12 protein-coding genes and 1 pseudogene are annotated in these 17967 nt (G+C 41.4%); 12 read left to right on the forward strand and 1 reads right to left on the reverse strand.

What is annotated here, in order from left to right; genetic code table 11:
• The 5 genes from BN8899_RS12180 to BN8899_RS12200 all read left to right on the forward strand — a co-directional run bounded on the left by BN8899_RS12180 (position 1) and on the right by BN8899_RS12200 (position 9866).
• A complete protein-coding gene (locus tag BN8899_RS12180) occupies positions 1 to 2613 on the forward strand; it encodes a zinc-dependent metalloprotease (protein ID WP_065219645.1) in 2613 nt (870 codons plus the stop codon).
• 98 nt (positions 2614 to 2711) lie between these two features.
• A complete protein-coding gene (locus tag BN8899_RS12185) occupies positions 2712 to 6095 on the forward strand; it encodes a SusC/RagA family TonB-linked outer membrane protein (RefSeq protein WP_231932339.1) in 3384 nt (1127 codons plus the stop codon).
• 36 nt (positions 6096 to 6131) lie between these two features.
• Entirely contained in the window at positions 6132 to 7583 is a 1452-nt protein-coding gene (locus BN8899_RS12190) for a RagB/SusD family nutrient uptake outer membrane protein (protein ID WP_148375411.1), read from the forward strand.
• A 20-nt stretch (positions 7584 to 7603) separates the two neighbouring features.
• Positions 7604 to 8272 carry a DUF4843 domain-containing protein gene (locus BN8899_RS12195; protein ID WP_018337259.1) on the forward strand — a complete coding sequence of 223 codons (669 nt, stop codon included), beginning with the start codon at positions 7604 to 7606 and terminating at the stop codon, positions 8270 to 8272.
• Between the two features lie 25 nt (positions 8273 to 8297).
• A complete protein-coding gene (locus BN8899_RS12200; protein WP_187376887.1) occupies positions 8298 to 9866 on the forward strand; it encodes a PKD-like family lipoprotein in 1569 nt (522 codons plus the stop codon).
• A gap of 57 nt (positions 9867 to 9923) precedes the next feature.
• On the opposite strand, the gene BN8899_RS12205 is transcribed toward BN8899_RS12200, so the two are convergent.
• Positions 9924 to 10499, reverse strand: a complete 576-nt coding sequence (locus BN8899_RS12205) for an RNA polymerase sigma factor (protein ID WP_018337257.1) — start codon at positions 10497 to 10499, stop codon at positions 9924 to 9926.
• 414 nt (positions 10500 to 10913) lie between these two features.
• Between BN8899_RS12205 and BN8899_RS12210 the strand changes: the two genes are divergently transcribed.
• The 7 genes and pseudogenes from BN8899_RS12210 to BN8899_RS12240 all read left to right on the forward strand — a co-directional run bounded on the left by BN8899_RS12210 (position 10914) and on the right by BN8899_RS12240 (position 17965).
• Complete coding sequence (locus BN8899_RS12210; protein ID WP_065219648.1) at positions 10914 to 11129, forward strand: hypothetical protein; 216 nt, start codon at positions 10914 to 10916, stop codon at positions 11127 to 11129.
• 396 nt (positions 11130 to 11525) lie between these two features.
• Positions 11526 to 11957 (forward strand): annotated as a pseudogene (locus BN8899_RS12215) (Bro-N domain-containing protein); the annotation flags it as partial.
• A 1282-nt stretch (positions 11958 to 13239) separates the two neighbouring features.
• The gene (locus tag BN8899_RS12220) at positions 13240 to 13443 is read left to right on the forward strand and encodes a helix-turn-helix transcriptional regulator (RefSeq protein WP_065219649.1); all 204 of its coding nucleotides are present in this window, start codon (positions 13240 to 13242) and stop codon (positions 13441 to 13443) included.
• 7 nt (positions 13444 to 13450) lie between these two features.
• A complete protein-coding gene (locus BN8899_RS12225) occupies positions 13451 to 14215 on the forward strand; it encodes a DUF2971 domain-containing protein (RefSeq protein WP_187376889.1) in 765 nt (254 codons plus the stop codon).
• A gap of 4 nt (positions 14216 to 14219) precedes the next feature.
• Entirely contained in the window at positions 14220 to 15809 is a 1590-nt protein-coding gene (locus BN8899_RS12230; protein ID WP_065219650.1) for a class I SAM-dependent DNA methyltransferase, read from the forward strand.
• Positions 15796 to 16836: a PDDEXK nuclease domain-containing protein gene (locus tag BN8899_RS12235; RefSeq protein ID WP_065219651.1), complete on the forward strand. Its 1041-nt coding sequence runs from the start codon at positions 15796 to 15798 to the stop codon at positions 16834 to 16836. The genes BN8899_RS12230 and BN8899_RS12235 overlap by 14 nt, the downstream gene beginning before the upstream one ends.
• A gap of 1 nt (position 16837) precedes the next feature.
• On the forward strand, positions 16838 to 17965 hold the full coding sequence (locus tag BN8899_RS12240; protein WP_065219652.1) for a restriction endonuclease subunit S: 1128 nt from the start codon (positions 16838 to 16840) through the stop codon (positions 17963 to 17965).
• Positions 17966 to 17967 lie beyond the last annotated feature (2 nt).

Here is a 17967-nt window from a genome sequence, read left to right on the forward strand (position 1 = left end):
ATGAAGAGAGGTTTTATTTTATTCATGATAGTCCTTGGACTGGCGGCTTTCATGGATGTTTCTGCTGCCGGAAAAAAGGATAAAAAGAAGGTGCAGGCGGAAAAAACGGAAAAGCTGAGCAAATATGATAAGCTTTTTAAAAATAAAAAAGTTGACACGAAGAAAGGCTTTTTGACGCTGCATATGGTGGACGGTAAGATCTATTTCGAGATGCCGGTGGCATTGTTGGGAAGGGAATTTCTGTTGGGGTCTAAGATCGTGGAAACCTCGGATATGGGGAGCGGTATCGTAGGATTGATGGGATCGGCTCCCAAGCATTTCACGTTCATGTTGCAGGACAGTATGCTGATGATGCGGGAAGTGAGCCGCAACGGACAAGTACCATTGTATTCCGATTCAAAGGAAGATGGAGTGCAGGAGGCTATTCGCATCAATAGTATTCACCCGATTATCAAGTCGTTCCCCGTGATGGCTTATAATGCGGACAGTACGGCTGTCGTGTTCGATATGACCGATTTCCTGGTGGGACATGATGAAGATATGACCCCGTTCTGCTACGGAAAACGTGCCCAGGAGTACGGGCGTGCCGGACAATACGTGAATTTCAAGAAGGAGTTGTCCTATCTGGTAAGTACCAAGGCGTTTGATGACAATGTTTCTATCGTTTCCTGCCTGGGATACTGGTTTGACCTCGTGCTCGGGGGGCAATATGTTATCTCTAAAGATGAACCTTTGACGGCAAAAGTAAACCGTACGTTCATGTTGTTACCGGAAGAACCGGCTATGCGTCCCCGTTTGGCAGACCCGAGAATCGGGATTGCTACTTCTGTTCGGGAGAATATAACGACAAAAGTTGACCGTTCCGTGGAAACTCATTACATGGAGCGTTGGAATTTGCAACCTTCGGATGTGGAGGCTTACAAACAAGGTAAATTGACGGAACCGACACAGCCTATCGTGTTCTATTTAGACTCGAATTTCCCACGGGTATGGAGGACTTATATTGCGGAAGGTGTATGTGATTGGAATAAGGCTTTTGAAGCGATCGGGTTCAAGAATGCCATACAGGTGAAGGAATACCCGACGGATGATGCCGAATTTGACCCGGATAATATGAAGTACAATACGATTCGTTATGTACCCTCGGGGGTGGTTACGATGATGAAAGATGCTTCATGGGTAGACCCGCGTTCCGGGGAGATAAAGAACGCCTCTCTGTTCTTGTTCCACGATTTATTGAAATGGAATAATATTCAACGTTTCGTGCAGACTTCGCAAGTGGATGAAGGAGCCCGTCATTTGAAATTGTCCGACGAGTTGCAAGGCGAGTCCATTCGGGCGGCAGTACGTCACGAGATTGGGCACGCTTTGGGGTTAACCAATAATATGGCAGGGTCGGCAGCCATCCCGACAGATTCGTTGCGTTCTGCTTCATTTACGCGGGAATATGGCATTACGGCTTCCGTGATGGATAACGTGGGATTTAATTACGTGGCTCAACCCGAAGATAAAGGCGTCGCTTTGGATCCGAAGTTAGGTACTTATGATTATTATGCGATAAAGGTGGCTTACCAACCGGTGTTTGAAGCTGCTACCCCGGAAGAAGAATACAAGGTCGTTTCCGGTTGGATTTCTGAAAAAGCAGGTGACCCGATGTATCGTTTTGCCCCGGAACAATATTTATTGACGACTTTCGACCCTTCCGGGTTGGCTTATGATTTGGGTGACGATGCGATAAAAGCGAGCGGTTACGGGATCAAAAATCTGCAATATATCATGGAGCACATGGATGAGTGGATGGATGGGGAAGACGTTGACTTTTCTTACCGGAACGATATGTATCGTTTTATCGTGGCGCAACTGAAAGGCTATTTGTTCAACGTGTACCGGAATATTGGTTCATTCTATTTGAACGAGGCATTCGTGGGAGATCCGAATCCTGTGCTCACGGTTGTTCCTAAAGATATACAGCGGGCTTCGTTGAAGTTCGTGATTGCCCAACTGAAAGATTTGGACTGGCTGGATAAGGAAGAAGTTATTAAGAATCTTAGTTTTAACGGTTCCCAGGCAATGAAGATTTTGAGATCATACGTGGTAAAAGAGAAAAACGTGATTACGGATTTGTACCAGACAAAACGTATTTCATTGACTTATCATCGTGATCCGCAATCTTATAGCCCGAAGGAATATATCGAGGATTTATATGAACTGGTGTTTAAACCCACGATGGAAGGTAGAGCTTTGACCGATGCGGAACGAGTGATGCAGGCTGAATTTATTTCTAACGTGCGTAATGATGTGGATATTAACGGTCGGACAAGATGGTACGGGCAATATTACCTGCAAGACCGGGACGTGAATGCCGGGCTGGATGAAAATCCGGAGGACGAGGAAGAAGCTGCCGCGACATTGGAGAACCGCATTTTCGGGCACCGCTGGGTGGTGGAAAATATTGCGGCTGACAACCAGAAACATTTGTGGTATTCCGTGTATGATAAGATAAAAGAATTGATAAAGAAACAGCGATTGACGGGAGATGCGGCTACACGTGCTCATTATGACTATCTATTGTTCCTGATGGCTCGTTCGTGGAAGGATGTTCCTAAAATCTAATAATAGGAATAGTAGTCCGGGATTCCCGGACTACTAAAAAACAGAAAATTATATGCTAACAAAATCCTGTGGATATGAATTTTAAATTTAGAAAAAAGATGCGTGAATGTTTTTTGCACACTCGTTTGATGAAATGGGTATTTTTAATCTGTTTCGTGTGTGTGATGAAAGTGGCGCCTGCGATGTCTCAACAATTATCGTTGAAATTTACGAATTCAACGATGGAGCAGGTGCTGGATGTACTAAAGAGCCGGACGTCTTACGATGTCCTGTATAACTACGAGGAAATAGCCAGAATTCCGGCAGTGACGAAAGAATTTAAAGATGCGACTGTCGAAGAGATCCTGGACTATTGCCTGAAGAACACGAGATACACTTATAGTATCGTGAATAATATTATCGTGATAAAATTGAAAGCCCCGGATGAGAAAGAGAAAAAGGAAATCAAGGAGCGCACGATCAAAGGAAAGGTATCCGATGCAAAAGGTGAACCGCTTCCCGGTGCCACGATTATGATCAAAGGTACTACCGTGGGTGTTGCCTCTGATATTAATGGGGAATTTAAACTTACTTTCGTACCGATGGATTCTACCGTTTTGGTAGTGTCGTTCGTGGGTATGGTAACGAAAGAAGTGAAAGTAAGCAATGATCTCAAGAGTGACGAGAAACCGTTGGCTATTACTTTGGAGGAAGAAAAAAAGGAGATGGAAGAAGTGGTTATCACGGGATATGCCAACATCAATAAGAAAAGTTTCACGGGAAATGCAATTAAAGTGGATCGGGATGAGTTGCTAAAGGTATCTAAAAACAATGTTTTAGCTGCTTTACAGACATTTGACCCTTCTTTTCGCATTCAGGAAAACACAGAATGGGGTTCCGACCCGAATGCCGTGCCCGAACTATATATTCGCGGTCGTTCCGGTATTGGGGTGAAGGAATTGGATGCGGATGCCTTGTCAAAATCCAATTTGAAGGACAACCCGAACTTGCCGCTTTTCATCATGGACGGTTTCGAGATTTCAGTGACTAAACTATACGATATGGATATGAACCGGATCGAGAATATCACCCTGTTGAAGGATGCGGCTGCGACTGCCATGTATGGTTCCCGTGCGGCAAACGGCGTGGTGGTAATCACTACTGTGGCTCCGACTCCCGGTAAACTTTCCGTGTCCTATAGTATGACGGGTACGGTGACGATGCCAGATTTAACGGATTATAACCTGATGAACGCACGAGAGAAATTGGAAACAGAGGTGGCTGCCGGAATTTACAAAGATGACAAAGCGTCTGAACAATTTCTTTTGGATCGTGAATATAACAAGAAATTGGACAATGTGATACGCGGAGTAGATACTTATTGGTTATCGAAACCTTTGCGTACGGCGTTCAATCACAAACATAGTTTGTATATAGATGGGGGAACGGACGATATTCGTTTCGGCGTGGATCTGGGATATAATAATGAAGACGGAGTGATGAAAGAATCCTATCGCGACCGAATCAGTATGGGATTGTATCTGGATTATCGTATCAAATCTTTTCAATTGAAGAATTACGTGTCTTACGGGGTAACTCGTAGTGCCGATTCGCCTTATGGGACATTCTCCGATTACACGACCAAGTTGCCGTATGACGAGTACAAAAATGGTGATGGAACTTACATGAGGTCATTGGAGCAATGGCACACGAGAATGGATGACTCGGATTTGAGGAATCCTTTGTATGAAGCTAATCTGAAAAGTTTCAATCGGACGGAAAGCCACGAGTTGATTAATAACTTGAGTGCTAACTGGTATATTAATAATTACTTGCAGGTAAAAGGGCAATTTACTGTAACGAAGTCATCAAGCAAAACTCGGAATTTTATTGACCCGAAGTCTAAAAAGAATGAAGAAGAATTGGATATATCTAATTCCGTATCGGGACAATTGACGGAGTCAACCTCCGAGAGTTTAGGCTGGGATATGAATGTGATTCTGGCATACAATCGTTCGATAGAGAAACATAACGTGAACTTCTCCCTCGGTATTAATGCCACGGCAACTTCGGGAGAAAGCGTGTCGACGATATACCGGGGTTTTCCTTCCGGGGATTTCAGTGCTCCCGGTTACGCACAGGATGTTTACGAAAAACCTTCCAATAGTGATGATAAGAGTCGTTTGTTCGGATTCCTGGGAATGGTGAACTATAGCTACAACAACGTGTATCTCTTCGATGCTTCTTTGCGTGTAGATGGGTCGTCTAAATTCGGGACGGACAATAAAACCGGGTTATTTTGGTCGTTGGGAGCCGGTCTTGCCCTGCACAATTATGAGTTTATAAAGAATATCGGTTTTATTGATGAACTGAAATTGCGCGGGACTTACGGGGCCACGGGTAAAGTGAATTTTGAACCTTTTGCGGCAAAAACCGTGTATACGGTGGATGGAGAGGAGTGGTACGAGACCGGAATGGGAGCCTCGATGACTGCCATGGGAAATAAGAAACTCGGTTGGGAAACTACCTATTCAACCGACCTGGGTATAGATTTCGGTTTCCTTGACAGGTTGTTCTACGTGACGGCTTCCTGGTATAACAAAAAAACAGTAGATTTGGTAAATGATGTAACCATCCCGAGTTCAACCGGTTTTACCACGTATAAAGATAACGTGGGAGAGATGCAGAATCGCGGTTTTGAAGTGAGTGTACGCAGTAATATTATCAAAAAGCGGGATATGAACTTTTCCATTTTCGCCAATTTGGCTCACAACGAGAATAAACTGACGAAAATCTCCAGTTCATTGAGGGATTACAATGCTCGCGTTGATGCAATGTACCAGGAGTTGAAAGCGACGAATCCCGAATCAGCCAAGCCGTACAAGAAATACGAGGAAGGAACTTCTACCACGGCGATTTCCGTCGTGAAATCCCATGGAATCGATCCGGCAACAGGAGTGGAGATATTGGAGAAACGAGATGGAACGTTGACCACGAAGTGGGATTCTGCCGACCAGATCAATTATGGAGATACCGAGCCAGATATTCAAGGTTCTTTCGGTTTTAATTTCAGGTATAAACAACTGTCTTTGTATGCAACCTTCATGTACGAATACGGGGGGCAACGTTATAATCAGACCTTGGTGAATAAAGTGGAAAATGCCGACATCTATGATAATAACGTGGATAAACGTGTACTATCGCAAAGATGGAAACAGCCGGGAGATAAGGCTAAATTTAAAAAACTGGAAAGCGGTAAGGAGTCTATCGTGATGACTCGTGCATCTACTCGTTTCGTGGAAGATTACAACCTCTTGTCGTTAAATTCTTTGACCTTGGGATATGATTTTTCGCAAAGGTTATTGAAGAAAGTGGGTTTGAGTATGTTGCGTTTTGAAGTTGCCGCGAATGACTTGGCTCGTTTCTGTACCGTGAAACAAGAACGAGGATTGAGTTATCCTTACGCGAGAACGATGAATTTTTCATTGAAAGCGACTTTTTAAATCATGCTCAGAGATAAAAGTTTAAAGATTAGAAATATGAGAAAGATTAAAATATTGTACGTTGTTTTGCCTTTATTACTGGGGGCTTGTAGCAATTGGCTGGATGTGCAACCAAGTAATGAAGTGGAAGAAGGCGATCTCTTTAATTCCGGGAGCGGTTACAGGACTGCCTTGAATGGCATTTATAAAGATATGTCTTCCACCTCCTTGTGGGGTCAGGAATTGACGTGGGGATTTGCCGATGTCGTGGCTCAATATTATAGCAGGAGTAACTTGGGTGCTTCCAACAAACCTTATAATCGGGCGGTGCAATATCTGTATGATGACATGAACCTGGAGCCGCTGATCCAGAATATTTGGTCTACGGGATATAACGTGATAGCCAATTGCAACAACCTGATAGCCAATATCAGCAAGGAGGACACGGTAAAATTCGAGGAAAAACGAATCGAGCGAGATATGATACACGGGGAAGCCATTGCTTGCCGGGGATTTATGCACTTCGAACTATTACGCTATTTTGCCCCGTCCCTGAAAGAAGCGGGTAATGATTTGTATATGCCTTATTTCGATAAATTCCCTTCGTTGATGGAGTCATATCTTTCGGTTCCGGATATGATTAAGAAGATAGAGCGTGATTTATTGGATGCTCGTGACATATTGGCGACCACCGATACATTGGAAGGTATGCTTTATTTGTTGCCTACTTCATGTCGTTATGAAGGTACTGGCGGTCCCACGGATATATTTTTTAATTACCGGGGCTTTCGGATGAATTACACGGCGGTTACGGCAGCATTGGCTCGTTTGTATTTTTATGCCGATCGTTTGGAGGATGCCGCTAAAATGGCAACCGAGGTGATTGATTTCGTGGATGATACCGGTGCTAAAATATTCACGTTTACCCCGAGAAGTGAATACGCAGTGAAAACGAAGTTATACGATGAATTAATTTTTGCTCTTTCCCAGCGTAAGTTAACGGAAAATGTCGAGAAATACGACGAATCGATAGACAGTGAAGGGCAATTGGCAGTAGATTATTGGGATTGGCTTGATTGGATTGAAGAGGATGCCGGGGATAGGCGTTTGTCCAAGGATGGAGGACTGGTGCGTATCGTGGAAGAGTACGAGCTCGTCTTTAGTCGGAAATATTATAATAGTGCGGATATAAAAGAAGGAAACAAGCGTATGATTCCCGTGATCCGTTTGAGCGAGATGTATTACATCCGGGGTGAATATTACGCGAGCCTCGGAGACTTCGGTAAAGCTGTGCAGGAATTGGAGAACGTGAGAGGCGCCCGGGGATGTACCGTGGGACGTATCAGTGCATCCGATATGGATGAATGGCATGAATTAATATTGAATGATGCTAAAAAAGAATTTTGGGGAGAAGGGCAGCTTTTCCATTTTTACAAGAAGTACAACGTGAAGCCGAATTCGAAAACGAACTTCGTGCTGCCGTTACCGCAAAATGAAATCGGTCTTTAATATTATAAAATTTTAGAAAGATGAATAAGTGGATTATAATCAGCATATTTTTGACGCTTCTTTTGGCTTCGTGCGAAAAGGACCAGATCGGGCGTTATGACTTGGAGCGTTACGTCTATTTCACCATGACCGAGGAACAGGATACAGTCCTTTCGTTTGCCAATTATCCCGGCAAGGACGCTCATGAGTTGTCGTTTGAAGTGAATCTGATGGGGCAGCTTTTGACTTCCCCGTTGGCTTTTAAACTGGAAGTGGTCGATTCCTTGACAACGGCTTCCCCGGAACAATATGATTTTGATGCGGCTCCTTATTTTGGGGCGAACCAGAACAAGGACACGATATCGGTAACGTTGAAAAAGAATGCGGCATTGAAGGATACGGAAGAGACGCTCGTCATCGCCGTGGCGGCGAACGAAAACTTTGCCCCGGGATTTGTCGGTAAACGCTACATCACGATACGTTTCGGGGATAAAGATGCTGCGCCTCTCTGGTGGGATGCCACCTTTAGGATTTATTTCGGACCTTGGTCCCCTGTAAAATTGGATGCTTTGATAGCGTGTACCGGAATCAATGATTTCTCGGGCGTTGAGGAACCGGTGTTGCGAAAATACGCTATTCAGTTGAAGAAATATATCAAGGATAACGGGATTACAGACAACGGGGCAGAGATTATCATTCCAGTGAATTAATTTGAAAGCTAAAAAGAGTATGAAAATGAAAAATATAATATGGCTATTCGTTTTGTTGTTCGCGTGTTTCGCGTGTTACGATGATAAAGGGAATTATGATTATTCCGAAACAAATGAAATCACGATAGATCTGCGCAATACGCAGTATTCGGCAGTAGCAGGACAAACGATAAATATTGAACCGGTGCTGACTTTTGCGCGGGATAGCAATGAAACCGGGTTGGAATTCGAGTGGAAGTTGGGCAACAAATTGCTCTCCAACGAGCGCAACTTGTCTTATTACGTGGATACCATCTTGAAGGAAAATTGCTATTTCCGTGTGTTGGACACGAAAAGCGGTATTACTTATATGGCATATACCAATTTTGAGTTGACGGAAAAATTCAATAACCAGGGGTGGTTAATTTTGGCGGAAAAAGACGGAGAGTCGTGTCTGACTTATATGAAAGAGGTTTATGATGCTACTGTACCGGGTAATTACACTTACGAGGAGTATCCCGATGTTTATCAGTCGGAAAATAATGCCAAACTTGGGGGAAAACCGGTAGGGTTATTGGAACATTTCTATTATGGTTCAAACGCTTCTAATATTTGGGTATTAGTGGATGGAGCCGAGTCGGTGGATTTGGGTGCTACCTCGTTCAAACGTGATATAACCTTGAAAGAAAGTTTCTTGGATGAACATTTGCCCGCTAACTTTGCCCCGCTTGCGATGGCGGAAATGAGATGGGTGTCTGCTGTGGTCAATAAAAGCGATCATAAAGTGTACACGCGTATCAAGCTTTCGGACAAGTCGTTCTTCACGGGATCCTTCTTGGATAGCCCCTTGCAGTATGAGGGTGAAGATTTGTACGTGACGGATTTCGTGATAGCGCCATTCATGGGACCCGGCTATACGTTGATGGTGGAAGGTGAGAAAGGACATCAGCGTTACTTGGCATTGGTAGACAAAGATAAAAGTAATGCTGGGAAGGTATTACCCTTGACGGTTAGTGGGACATACCCGGCAGGTTTTTCTTCTTTAGATGATTTGGGAGATATGGAAGTGGTGTACACGGGATATAGTCGTGTTTCAAGTAATAGTAGCGGGACAAATAGGTATCATTCCGTGCTAAGAAATCCCGCAGGAGAATACTATTATCATGAATTCACGATTGCAAAAATGACAGGTACGAGTACCGTGATTGCGACTCCCGAAAAACAAGTGAAATTCGATATCGGGAATATCTTGGATGAAAATACTTTGTTTTATGTGGCTCCTTATAAGGAAAACAGCTATATGCTGATTGCTCACGGGGCGGACCTGTATATGATTGACCGAGCGAATATCGGTAATGCGAATATGTCATCATTCGTGACCCTGTATAAGCATTTCGATGCCAATATTACAGCTTTGGATGCGGAAACATACACAAGTTCTCGTTTGGGAGTTGGACTTGAGAATGGAAAGTTCTATGTGCTGAATATACCAACGGAAAACAATAGTAATATGCCGGCAGAGGATGAACGTGTGATGTACGAGTCGGAGGTGAATGTGGGTAAGGTCGTGGATGTCCGTTTTAGGATCAAGTCTGGTAATGCCTGGCCGAGATAGATTAGTTTTTTGTTTTACGAATGCGAGGGGAGTCAGTGACGGCTCCTCTTTATTCATTCAAATATTTTGATATAATTCCAGTAACGTCATGAAAAGTAAGAACGTGGGATATTCTCTTGTTGCGAGGTAATCAGCTATTTTCTTTTTGCTACTTTTCTTGTATGATTTCACGGTTTCGATAGATAGATTTAAATGTTCGGCAATATCCCCGTTGCTTAGTCCGTCAAGGGCTAATAACATCACTTCCTTGCTTTGTGGCGAAAGCCTTTCTATCGCCGAAACGAGAATGGAATACACATCCTCTTCTATTGCTTTTTGTTCGAAAAACTCGTCACTCTGATAGAGTGCTTCTTGTAGAAACTCCTGTCTTATCTTCTCGTGGCGCAGGTGGTTCAGGCATTTGTTCCGGAGGGAATTGTACAGGTAGGACTTCAGGTGCAACAGGTTTTCAAATTTTGTTTTTACATCTAGCAGGGCGATAAAAGTTTCCTGAACCAGATCGTGGGCAACCTCTTGATTAGAAACATAATGATCTGCGAACAATACGAGAGGAGTATAATAATTATTATACAAATACTCGTATGCTTCATTTCGGTTTGATGAAAGCATTTTCAAAAGTTCCTTCTCATCCATGTGTACAATTTTCTAATCCAAAGAATAATAGATTGCAAATATAAAATATCTAACTTGAATTTCGTATATCTTTGAGCTAAAAAGTGTTGTAGAGTTGGAGTTGCCTGATTCACGTGCGGGAGGAAATTATCACGTGGCATTCAGTGAGAAGATATACTCGAGTCAAGTATAAATCATGGGTAAATTCCGTATGAATTCCGTACGAATTCCGTTATGAACGCTATAGGAACCCTATATGAACCCTATACGAACGCTATTTATAATAGCGTTCGTATAGGGTTCATATAGTTTATTTAAAGTTTTATATACGGAAGTCATACCAGAGTCATACACTATTGATACTGAATTTACATGTGATTTGGGTAGAAATACGGACTTTATTGACCCTATAACACCAAAGAGAGGTTAGATCAAATGCAAGGCTCAGAATTGTCGAAAGAACAGGCAATAATAGGCTATAAACGAATAGGATATTCAGACAATGCCTGGTTAGAATTGGAGGAGAATAGGGTGCGTGAACGTGTTGAAAAAGCTGTTTGGCTCACGAGTTTTTGGAAAAAAGGACGTTCATGGTTTTACTTGGTTCGTTGTGTGTATGAAAACTATAACGAGGGGAAGTGTGACATCTAGTGATATTGAAAGTGTAAATAATATCAATGAATTAAAATAATACATAAGTATATTGCTGGGAGATAATTGAATATTTTTGTTAAAAATATTAATATCAATTGTTTATTGTTTGTCGTATTGAAGTGCAGAATGAATCCCTACAACGACCTGTTTGAGGACTCAACCTGGCAATGATTGAAAAATGTAAAAGTGAAACGCTGGCACGTTCGTTTTACCCCTTTCAGTTATTGTTAGGTTGAATTATATAAAAACAGTCGTCAAATAGAGCGGTACGGCTAGTATAATATTGAAAGCGAGTAAAGATTCGGTAGCAAAGATCGTCTAAAACGAGAGCCTGGAAGTTTAGGATAAGTCATTCCTAATAGATATATTTGTGGTAGATAAAAAAGACGGGTTATGGTAAAACAAAACACAATAAAGGTTTTCGAGGAAAAGAAAGTCCGTACAGTGTGGGACAGTGACAAGGAAGAATGGTATTTCTCTATCGTGGACGTCATTGAGATATTAACGGAACAACCTACTCATCAAAGTGCGAGAAATTACTGAAAAGTATTGAAAAATAGAATGTCCAAGGAGGGAAATGAAACGGTTACAAATTGTAACCGGTTGAAATTACCCGCTGAAGATGGAAAGATGAGATTAACGGATGTCGCTGATACCGGGCAATTGTTCCGGTTGATACAATCAATCCCCTCTCCTAAAGCAGAACCGTTTAAATTGTGGATGGCACAGGTGGCTAAGGAGCGGTTAGATCAGATGCAAGACCCGGAATTGTCGATCGAACAGGCTATGATAGACTACAAACGCCTAGGATACTCTGACAATTGGAAAATGTAAAAGATGATGGGATAAATGGATAATGGTAATAAAGGAAATACAAGTGTAAAAAGGGAGTCTGGGCGGCTTCCTATTTTTATGCTTGAAAGTGGGTTCCGTGGGATAGTTTGGCGTGTGTTTATAATGAATGATCGTGATTAAAAACGTGTGATTTATTTGGGGGTGCTATCATTCATAAGGGACTATTTGTATAAATTATCGGCTAATTCTATTTGTGTGATCTTTACATAAATATTTCTAATAATGTTGTGTTAAGCTTTGATGACATTAACGCTATGGGGTAATCAAGGTGCGAAATAGAGCGATACAGGGATTAACAGGTATTATCATGGTGTTGTTATTCCCGAATAAAATGCTTGTCTAATAAAGTCTAAAAGAGGAATTATAATAACAAGGAAATAAAGGGGATGGATACTTTTGTAGTAGGTGTCTAAAAAGAAAGAATGGTTGGGGTACAAGTCTATGAATGGTACAATGTGGGTGATGAGGCGGGTAATGTGCGTCATGTTGCTAGTGTAATAAAGGAATGGAAGTGTATCAAGTGTGTGGTATATAGTTTGTTGTGAGCGGTTTTGTTACAGGGGGTATGGTGATAACGGTGTGGCTGGCAAAAGAGGAAGTAAATAATTTGAAGACCTCATCGGAGTATTTTGCCTAAAATCTTGTTGAGTGTCAAGTTTTATATAAATTTGTTCCACGACACCCCTAAAAACGTTTGTGAAACGTTGAAAATTAACTATATTTGTCGTGCTGATAAAGTAATTTGTCGGTGACATATTGGTTATTAGGAAGCGTTTAGCTTTATCCCGTTTTTAGAAATCTGGACAATTTCGAATCACACGGGGATTGGCGATACAAACGTTCATGCTTGCCGTATATATATTCATTATATACATGGTTCGCGTGGGGTGTCGTTTTATCTCGTGTGATGGGTTTGTCCAGAACCTCTAAAACAGATAATCCTAACAGTCCCACGCTTGAACCGAAATAGAGTTTGTATCAATCTAATATACAGCTATTATATATTGTTTTTCAGCAGGTTTGATACCGTTAAGTTCCCATAAAATTACGAAATTCCAAAATAATCGTTCCTAATATATTAGGGTAAACATAGAGTTTACCCTCCCTAAAGAGTAGATGTTATAAACTTGAGTGGCTAAAATTGATGTTTTAGTCACTTTTTTGTGCTTTATCCGCAATATATAACCTATAACATCAAATATATTCATAAATAATTTGTACTTTTGTAGTCACATTGGATAGACATACGAATATGGAACGTAAATTACTGAACCGAATCAAAGTCGTTCTCGCAGAGAAAAATAAAAGCAATAAATGGCTCTCGAAACAATTAGATAAAGATCCTGCCATAATTTCCAAATGGGTTACCAATACGACACAGCCCAACGTGGAGACTTTAATTCAAATATCCAAAGTTTTGGGTGTAACTGTGGATGACTTATTGAGGACGGAATAATAAGTTTATGGGAGCAGTCAAATTATATAAATATCTTGATTTTACTGGTGGATTGATGATGCTACATTATAGTAATCTTCAATTTACCAATGCTACGCAGTTGAACGACCCGTTTGATTGCCATCCATCGTTAATTGATTTCTCCAATGTTCCGAAAGAAGCGTGTGGAGGATGGACTCCGGAAATAATCGAAGAATTAAGAAGAGATCCATTTCGTAGAACCAGAGAAGAGGTGTGGATATGTAGCCTTTCCAAAATATATGATTCAATCTTGATGTGGAGCTATTATAGCAAACATAAAGGTATCTGTATTGGTTTGGATATGGAGAAAGCCCAAAAGTATCTTTCGAGAATATATGGAAAAATCATTATTGGTTGTTCTGTGGTGGAAGTACAATATAAGGATATTGTAGAGAAGCCTGATTATTTCAGGGATGCAAAAGATTTTTTCCATTATCAGTTGTCCACAAAGGCAAAGGCTTGGGAGCATGAACAAGAGGTAAGGCTGTTTATTTTAGACCCTTGGCCGACATATATGAGTTTATTGCCGGGGCAAAATGATGATAAGGGACCTATTGATTGGAAAGAAGTTCGGGCTTTTCCTGAAATCGGAGGAGAATGTTTTGAGTCTGTCTATTTGGGAATCAATATGAGTACAGATGAGAAATCAAAAATAATAAGCGTTGCACGAAAGCTTAATCCTGATATTAAGATTTACCAAATGGGAATTGATGCAAATGCCTTTAAGTTGAATACTGAATTGATAAAATAGTAAAATGGCTAAGAAACAAAATAAACTTGTAAAGGAAGAAACCCTTGAAACGATACTTTTCAACTGTCGTAACAGTCTGCGTGGGCGTGCAGCCATGACAGATAAACGTGACTTGCTGTTGACCCTTGTATTCCTGAAATTCATAGGAGAACGGTTTAAACAGCAAAAGGAGAAAATCAGGCATGAAATAGTGGAAGTGCAGGGCATTAATGATACGGATTTCATTGAACTGCAACTTTCACGTCCTAATCAGTATATGCAGGACGGAGTGTTTTTCCTGACAGATGAAACATTTTGGGACAAGCTGATTTTCACATCGCCTACCGGCATGGCCATCGCTTTCGATACGGCTATAAAGACTCTGGATGACAATGAACCTAAATTGAAAAATGCCCTTCCGCAGCAAATTTTCACGAAAACAGCCCTTGAACCGGGAGTTTTGAAAAGCGTAGTGGATGAAATAAATAAGATTGACCCACAGAAATTTAATGATCATGACCTCATAGGTCGTGTATATGAGTATTTCTTACAAGCGTTCTCAATCAATGCCGACAAAGAGGAAGGAGAATTTTATACGCCACATTCTATCGTAGAGCTTATCGCCTCACTTATTGAACCTTTTGATGGAACGGTCTATGACCCTTGCTGTGGTTCCGGAGGCATGTTTGTTCAGGCTGCGAAGTTCATAGAGGCTCATGGTGGAAACACAAAAGCCGTCAATGTGTATGGGCAGGAATCCGAACCGGCAACATATCGCCTTGCAAAAATGAATCTGGCTATCCGAGGCATCTCTTATCATTTGGGCGATAGAGCTATCTCCACTTTCTCCGATGACCAGCATAAGGAACTTAAATTTGATTATATCATGGCGAACCCGCCGTTCAATTTGAAAAAATATGCCGAATACGGAGGTTTTGAGACTGATCCCCGATGGCAAGGCTATGGCATCCCTCCTACCAGCAATGCCAACTATGCGTGGATTCTTCATATCCTAAACAAATTGAATGTCAGTCGTGGAGTCGCGGGATTCCTGCTTGCCAATGGTGCTTTGGATGACAGTGATACGCAGGAAATACGTAAAAAGCTAATCGAAAGCGACAAAGTGGAGGCTATTATCGTTTTGCCGCGAAACATGTTCTATTCTACTGACATATCAGTCACTCTTTGGATCTTAAACAACAACAAGAAAGGCGGTCCATGGCATGGCAGACAACTTCGCGACCGTACAGGTGAAATTCTTTTCATTGACTTGCGAACATGGAACAATAACATATATGAAAAGAAATACGTCCGCTTGTCGGAAACAGAAATAGACAGAGTGCGTCAAATATACCTTGATTGGCAAACTGAGAATTTTGTTGAGTATGCCGAGCCGGAATTATATTATGCAGCACATCGTGACGAAATTCAAGAAAAGGGATATTCTCTTGTTCCATCCAGATACATTGAATTTATAGACCGTGATACGGAAATAGACTATAAGTCTGCCCTTTCAGAAATGAGTTGTAAATTTAATGAATTGAAGAAAAGATGGGATGCAAACGAAACGGAACTTATAAACGCTTTCAAAGTTTTAGGTTATGGAGAAGAATAAGCTGCAACATGTGACAACCGATAAACTGGTTTCTGATATTCGGAGTATTATCGAGCAAGGCCGTCAACAAGCATACGCGGCAGCCAATCAGATAGCGGTACTTACTTATTGGCACATTGGGCGGCGAATAGTGGAAGAAGAACAGCATGGAGAAGCTCGTGCGCAGTATGGTACTCGGTTGATTAAAACATTGGCAGAACAGCTGATGCCTAAATACGGCAATACGTTCAGCAAGCGAAATCTCGATTACTTTCGCCAATTTTATCTATGTTTCAGCGATCTGGAGATTGTGAACACGCGTGTTCACAATCTGACATGGTCGCACTTCCGCTCGATTATACAGGTTGCAGACCCTAAAGCTAGAGAGTGGTATGTAAAAGAAGCATCGGAACAGATGTGGAGTGTAAGGACACTCAATCGTAACATCGGTACACAATACTATGGCCGCCGTATGGTTTGTGCAAGGGAAGGATTGGCATTACCCTCTCCTGATATTGAAGCTAATGATCCATTGGAATATATAAAAAATCCGGTGGTTGCCGAATTTTTAGGCTTCCGCAAGGATAGCAAATATGACGAAAGCCAGTTGGAACAAGCCTTAATAGATCACCTGCAACAATTTATCATGGAATTGGGACGTGGTTTTGCATTTGTCGATAGGCAGAAACACATTTCAACGGACACAGGTGATTTTTACATTGACCTTGTGTTCTATAACATCAAACTCAAACGTTACGTGTTGTTTGAATTGAAAACACATCCTCTGACACACGCAGATGTGGGGCAATTGGATATGTATGTACGAATGTATGACGACCTTGTAAAAGATGAGAATGATAACCCGACAATAGGCATACTGCTCTGCACCGAGACCGATAAAGTCTTGGCTAAATACTCCGTACTTAACGGTAGCGAGCAACTTTTTGCCGCTAAATATATGGCTTATATGCCGACGGAGGAAGAGTTGAGCCGAGAGATAGAACAGCAAAAACGTTTCTTCTTGGAACAACACGGAATGGAGGAGTGATATGGGAGCGAGTAATGTAAGATGGGTTCGGCTGGGAGATTATATCGAGCAATTCAGACATAAATGTGCCAATAATGATGCGATTGTTTCTGGAGTTGATATCAATAAGCAATTTATTCCAACAAGAGCAAACTTAGAAGGGATTGATATATCTGGGTATTATCTCGTTCCTCCAACTTTTTTTGCCTGTAATCTTATGCATATTGGACGTGATGAAAGACTCCCAATAGCTTATAATAATACAAGCACAAATCTTGTAGTTACATCGGCTTATTATGTATTCCATGTCAAGAAAGATAAGTGTGATGAGATTTTAAATGAGTATTTATATATAATATTTTGCAATAAAGAAATAGATCGTTTAACATGGTTCTATACAGATAGTTCCATTCGAGGCAACCTGCGCGAAAATCGTTTTCTTGATATTGAGATTCCGTTACCATCTCCTGACGAACAGCAGAAGGTGGTGAATGTATGGCGTGTATTCAGGGAAATCAAAGAACAAAACGAGGCTAAGGCTGCTCCGCTTATGCAGGTCTGCCAAAGTTATATTCAAAAGGCAAAGAAGAATAATGTAGATAAATATCGTATTGGTAATGCCATAAAAGTTGTAGATGCAATAAACAAAGAAGGCTATCCCTATGATGTTTTGGGATTGAATAACAATAAAGTATTTATGCCGACAATCGCCTCAATGGATACTATAAATACAAACAAATATAAGGTTATTAAAAAAGGAGAGTTTGCATTTAGTGGTATGCAGACTGGTAGGGATAAATGTATTCGTATAGCATTATATGATAAAGATTTTCCCGCTCTAATATCGCCTGCTTATACAACGTTTATTCTCGATGAAAATGAACCTATTCTCCCTGAATATTTTATGATGATATTCAAAAATCCGGAAATGGATAGATTAGGTTGGTTTTACAGTGATTCAAGCGTTAGGGCAAATCTTGATTGGGATAGATTTATTGATATTGAAATTCCGTTGCTTCCTATTGAGTTGCAACAAGCTATCGTGAACATCTATAAATGTGCAAACGAAGCAAAGCAAATAGCCGAGGAAGCCGACCGGCTTTCACGCGAAGTTTGTCCGGTATTGCTTCAACATGTCATACATTCTTAAAC

It is taken from the genome of Butyricimonas sp. Marseille-P2440 (assembly GCF_900091675.1).
GTDB lineage: Bacteria > Bacteroidota > Bacteroidia > Bacteroidales > Marinifilaceae > Butyricimonas > Butyricimonas synergistica.

Coding starts and splice junctions, on each gene's coding strand:
- BN8899_RS12180 (WP_065219645.1), top strand. CDS start 1: ATGAAGAGAGGTTTTATTTTATTCATGATAGTCCTTGGACTGGCGGCT.
- BN8899_RS12185 (WP_231932339.1), top strand. CDS start 2,712: ATGCGTGAATGTTTTTTGCACACTCGTTTGATGAAATGGGTATTTTTA.
- BN8899_RS12190 (WP_148375411.1), top strand. CDS start 6,132: ATGAGAAAGATTAAAATATTGTACGTTGTTTTGCCTTTATTACTGGGG.
- BN8899_RS12195 (WP_018337259.1), top strand. CDS start 7,604: ATGAATAAGTGGATTATAATCAGCATATTTTTGACGCTTCTTTTGGCT.
- BN8899_RS12200 (WP_187376887.1), top strand. CDS start 8,298: ATGAAAAATATAATATGGCTATTCGTTTTGTTGTTCGCGTGTTTCGCG.
- BN8899_RS12205 (WP_018337257.1), bottom strand. CDS start 10,499: ATGGATGAGAAGGAACTTTTGAAAATGCTTTCATCAAACCGAAATGAA.
- BN8899_RS12210 (WP_065219648.1), top strand. CDS start 10,914: ATGCAAGGCTCAGAATTGTCGAAAGAACAGGCAATAATAGGCTATAAA.
- BN8899_RS12220 (WP_065219649.1), top strand. CDS start 13,240: ATGGAACGTAAATTACTGAACCGAATCAAAGTCGTTCTCGCAGAGAAA.
- BN8899_RS12225 (WP_187376889.1), top strand. CDS start 13,451: ATGGGAGCAGTCAAATTATATAAATATCTTGATTTTACTGGTGGATTG.
- BN8899_RS12230 (WP_065219650.1), top strand. CDS start 14,220: ATGGCTAAGAAACAAAATAAACTTGTAAAGGAAGAAACCCTTGAAACG.
- BN8899_RS12235 (WP_065219651.1), top strand. CDS start 15,796: ATGGAGAAGAATAAGCTGCAACATGTGACAACCGATAAACTGGTTTCT.
- BN8899_RS12240 (WP_065219652.1), top strand. CDS start 16,838: ATGGGAGCGAGTAATGTAAGATGGGTTCGGCTGGGAGATTATATCGAG.